The following is a 4,194-nucleotide window of genomic DNA, read 5'->3' as shown; positions in this document are numbered from 1 at the left end:
GATCTTCCGGGAAGAAGTGTTCGTTTTCCGGCAAATGGGCGGCGATCAAGCCTTCCAGCGCCTCAAGGTTGTGACCTTGCTGTGCGGAGATCGGCACGATCTGCGCGTTCGGCAGTTGGCGTTGCAGCCACTCCAGGTGCGGCATCAACGCGGCCTTGTCATCCAGGCGGTCAGTCTTGTTGATCGCAATAATCAACGGGCCCTGCACGTACTGCACACGCTCGAGAACCATTTGGTCTTCGTCGGTCCAGCGGGTACGGTCCACCACGAAAATAACCACGTCGACGTCTTTCAACGCAGCCGAAGCAGTTTTGTTCATGTAGCGGTTCAGCGCTTTTTCACCGTTCTTGTGCATGCCGGGGGTGTCGACGTAGACCGCTTGAATCGGGCCTTCGGTTTTGATGCCGAGCATGTTGTGACGGGTGGTCTGCGGCTTGCGCGAAGTGATCGCCAGCTTTTGTCCGAGGATGTGGTTCAGCAGCGTGGACTTGCCCACGTTGGGCCGGCCAACAATGGCAACATAGCCACAGCGTGTTGCGGTTGAATCAGTCATTGCCGTTCTCCACGCCGAGGGCAATGAGTGCTGCGGCCGCTGCTACCTGTTCGGCAATACGACGGCTGACACCCTGACCACGGCTTTTTTCATTCAATAAGGTGATCTCACACTCGACGAAAAACATTCGGCAGTGCGGCTCGCCCTGGATATCCACCACTTCGTAACGTGGCAGATCACAGGCGCGCGACTGCAAAAACTCTTGCAGGCGGGTTTTCGGATCTTTGTTGGTGTCGACCAGCGTCAGGCTATCGAACTCGGTGGTCAGCCAGGCCAATACACGCTCACGCGCCATGTCCATGCCTGCATCCAGATAGATCGCACCGATCAGCGCTTCAAGGGCGTCGGCCAAAATTGATTCGCGACGGAAACCGCCGCTCTTCAATTCACCAGAACCCAGACGCAAGTACTCGCCCAAGTCGAAACCTCTGGCCAGCACTGCCAATGTTTCACCTTTCACCAGCCGCGCCCGGAGCCGCGACAACTGACCTTCACGCGCCAGTGGGAAGCGATCAAACAAGGCCTCCCCGGCAACGAAGTTCAAAATGGCATCACCCAGAAATTCCAGGCGCTCGTTGTTACGCCCGGCAAAGCTGCGGTGTGTAAGGGCCAGGACCATTAGCTCCTGATCTTTAAAAGTGTAGCCGAGCTGACGCTCCAGGCGACTCAGGGATACGCTCACGGTTTAGCCACGCTGAATTCGTGGTCGAACGTCATCACCAGATCAATGTTCTGGATCAGTGGTTCGCGCTCTTCGTATTTCAAATGGGCGAGGAACCTGTTGTTCTCCACCGTTACACTTAACGCCTTGTTCAAATCCAAATCCCGAATGCTGTTGACCTGCATGCCTTTACTGACATGGTTGTAAAATTCGCTGACCGTCGTAATTTCCAGCGTTTTGTCGGTTTCGACCGAGCTAATAATTTTCTTCATCGACATATAGTCGAGATAGTGCGGAACTACCTTCATCGCCGTGCTGGCTGCGAAAGCTACCAGCGCCAAAGCCAGCAACCACCCAAAAAGCGACAAGCCTTTCTGTGAACCGGCGTATGTCATGGTCGACCTCAAGCGTAGCTGCTGTATTTGCCAGCAAGATTGCTGTTGCGTTGCCAGCGTTTCAAGCCAGCCTAAATGACATACGGCGCTGTTGAGTAACAGCGCCGTATTGGCTACTTGATCAGGCCAACTCGCGAGAAATTCGGCAAGTGGCTCAGTTTTGGCTCAGGCCAGCTCATCCAGACAGCGAAGGCTTTGCCGACAATATTTTTATCCGGGACCATGCCCAGCTCGTCTTTCGGAATATTGGGATCATCCCAAAAACGGCTGTCGTTAGAGTTATCGCGGTTGTCACCCATCATGAAATAGTGCGCGGCTGGCACCGTCCACTCATGGTCCGGAACCGCGCGGTAACGGGTCATTTCCTGACGAATCTGGTGCTCTACTTCGCCCAGTTTTTCTTGATACAGCTCAGCACTGCCCAATGTACCGGGCTCTGAACCGAGCAGTTGCTTGGCCACCAGTTCACCATTGATAAACAAGCGCTTGTCGCTGGTGTAGCGAATCTGATCACCCGGCAAACCGACTACACGCTTGATGTAGTTGACGCTAGGGTCGCTTGGGTAGCGAAACACCATGACATCGCCGCGCTGCGGGTCGCCGATCTGAATCACTTTTTGATCCAGCACTGGCAAGCGAATCCCGTAGGAGAACTTGTTCACCAAGATGAAATCACCCACATCCAGCGTGGGCTTCATCGATCCCGACGGAATCTGGAAAGGCTCTACCAGAAAGGAGCGCAGGATCAACACGATGAACAGCACTGGAAAGAACGATTTGCCGTATTCAACCAGCAGAGGCTCTTTATTCAGTCGCTCTAGGACGGCGACGTCCGGCTGGCTGACGCTGCCCTGATACGTCGATATCGCGGTGCGCCGGCGTGGCGCCAGAACGACCAGATCGAGCAACGCAAGCAAACCGCACACGAAAACGGCGATGACCAACAACAGCGGGAAATTTAGTGACATAGGACCTAACTATCCAACCTGAGCACTGCAAGGAAGGCTTCCTGTGGAATTTCCACGTTACCGACTTGCTTCATGCGTTTTTTACCGGCCTTTTGCTTCTCGAGCAATTTACGTTTACGGCTGACGTCACCACCGTAACATTTGGCCAGTACGTTCTTTCTGAGCGCCTTGACGGTTGTACGCGCCACAACCTGCCCGCCAATGGCGGCCTGGATTGCCACGTCGAACATCTGCCGAGGAATCAGTTCTTTCATCTTTTCGGTCAGCGCGCGACCTTTGAAGTTCGCGTTGTCACGGTGCACGATCAACGCAAGTGCGTCGACTTTTTCACCGTTGATCAAGACATCAAGCTTGACCAGGTTTGCAGACTGGTAACGGTTGAAATGGTAATCCAGAGACGCATACCCGCGGCTCACTGACTTGAGACGGTCGAAGAAGTCCAAAACCACTTCGTTCATCGGCAGGTCGTAAGTCACTTGTACCTGAGTGCCCAGGAACAACATGTCATGTTGTACACCGCGTTTCTCGATGCACAGCGTAATGACGTTGCCCAGGTGCTCTTGGGGCACAAGAATATTGGCCCGCACGATCGGCTCGCGCATGTCCTCGATCGTGGACTGATCAGGAAGCTTGGACGGGTTATCAACGAGGATCGTTTCACCGGTCTTCAACAGTAATTCAAAAATTACCGTTGGGGCCGTGGTGATCAGGTCCAGATCGTATTCACGCTCCAGACGCTCCTGGATGATCTCCATGTGGAGCATGCCGAGGAAGCCACAACGGAAGCCAAAGCCCAGTGCGTCGGAGCTTTCCGGCGCGTATTGCAGGGATGAGTCGTTCAGCGTCAGCTTTTGCAGCGCTTCGCGGAAGTCTTCGAAATCGTCCGAACTGACCGGAAACAGACCGGCATATACCTGCGGTTGCACACGTTTGAAGCCTGGCAACACGTCTACATCGGGCGTGGTGCTCAGAGTCAATGTGTCGCCGACAGGGGCGCCGTGGATGTCTTTGATGCCAGCGATGATGAAGCCTACTTCGCCAGCTTTCAGATCAACGGTCTGTGTGTGCTTGGGCGAGAACACACCCACGCTGTCCACCAAGTGCATTTTACCGGTGGACTTCACCAGAATTTTGTCGCCTTTGCGCACACGACCGTGGCGCACACGCACCAGCGACACAACGCCAAGGTAGTTGTCGAACCAGGAGTCGATGATCAGTGCTTGCAGCGGCGCTTCGATATCACCGGTTGGTGCAGGAATGGTATGAACCAGACGCTCCAGCACTTCGTCAACGCCGACGCCGGTCTTGGCCGAGCAGGCAACTGCGTCGGTGGCATCAATACCGATGATCTTTTCGATCTCTTCCTTGACGCGGTCAGGATCGGCCTGCGGCAAGTCGATTTTGTTCAGTACCGGCATGACCTCAAGGCCCTGCTCGATAGCGGTGTAGCAGTTGGCAACGGACTGAGCCTCAACCCCTTGCCCCGCATCGACGACCAGCAGCGCGCCTTCGCAGGCGGCCAAGGACCGGCTGACTTCATAGGTGAAGTCCACGTGGCCCGGGGTATCAATGAAGTTCAACTGATAGGTTTTGCCGTCCAGCGCTTTGTAATACAGG

5 protein-coding genes are annotated in these 4,194 nt (G+C 54.9%); all 5 read right to left on the bottom strand.

Annotated features, from left to right (window positions below):
• Positions 1 to 553: GTPase Era (gene era / locus M0974_RS16775; RefSeq protein ID WP_297838995.1), on the bottom strand; the 553-nt coding region annotated here is incomplete at its 3' end.
• A complete protein-coding gene (gene rnc, locus M0974_RS16770) occupies positions 546 to 1,235 on the bottom strand; it encodes a ribonuclease III (RefSeq protein ID WP_297838994.1) in 690 nt (229 codons plus the stop codon). The genes rnc and era, both read right to left, overlap by 8 nt.
• Complete coding sequence (locus M0974_RS16765; protein WP_297838992.1) at positions 1,232 to 1,609, bottom strand: DUF4845 domain-containing protein; 378 nt, start codon at positions 1,607 to 1,609, stop codon at positions 1,232 to 1,234. The genes rnc and M0974_RS16765 overlap by 4 nt, the downstream gene beginning before the upstream one ends.
• A 113-nt stretch (positions 1,610 to 1,722) precedes the next feature.
• Entirely contained in the window at positions 1,723 to 2,577 is an 855-nt protein-coding gene (lepB, locus tag M0974_RS16760) for a signal peptidase I (protein WP_297838990.1), read from the bottom strand.
• Between the two features lie 5 nt (positions 2,578 to 2,582).
• Positions 2,583 to 4,194 (bottom strand): translation elongation factor 4 (gene lepA, locus M0974_RS16755; RefSeq protein ID WP_297838987.1); only part of this gene is annotated, 1,612 nt, incomplete at its 5' end.

The organism is Pseudomonas sp. (genome assembly GCF_026224925.1).
Classification (GTDB): domain Bacteria; phylum Pseudomonadota; class Gammaproteobacteria; order Pseudomonadales; family Pseudomonadaceae; genus Aquipseudomonas.
This window is presented reverse-complemented; position numbering and strand designations above follow the sequence as displayed.

Bases quoted from the DNA above. Each gene is read 5' to 3' on its own strand.
- M0974_RS16765 (WP_297838992.1), bottom strand. From the start codon at position 1,609: ATGACATACGCCGGTTCACAGAAAGGCTTGTCGCTTTTTGGGTGGTTG.
- lepB (WP_297838990.1), bottom strand. From the start codon at position 2,577: ATGTCACTAAATTTCCCGCTGTTGTTGGTCATCGCCGTTTTCGTGTGC.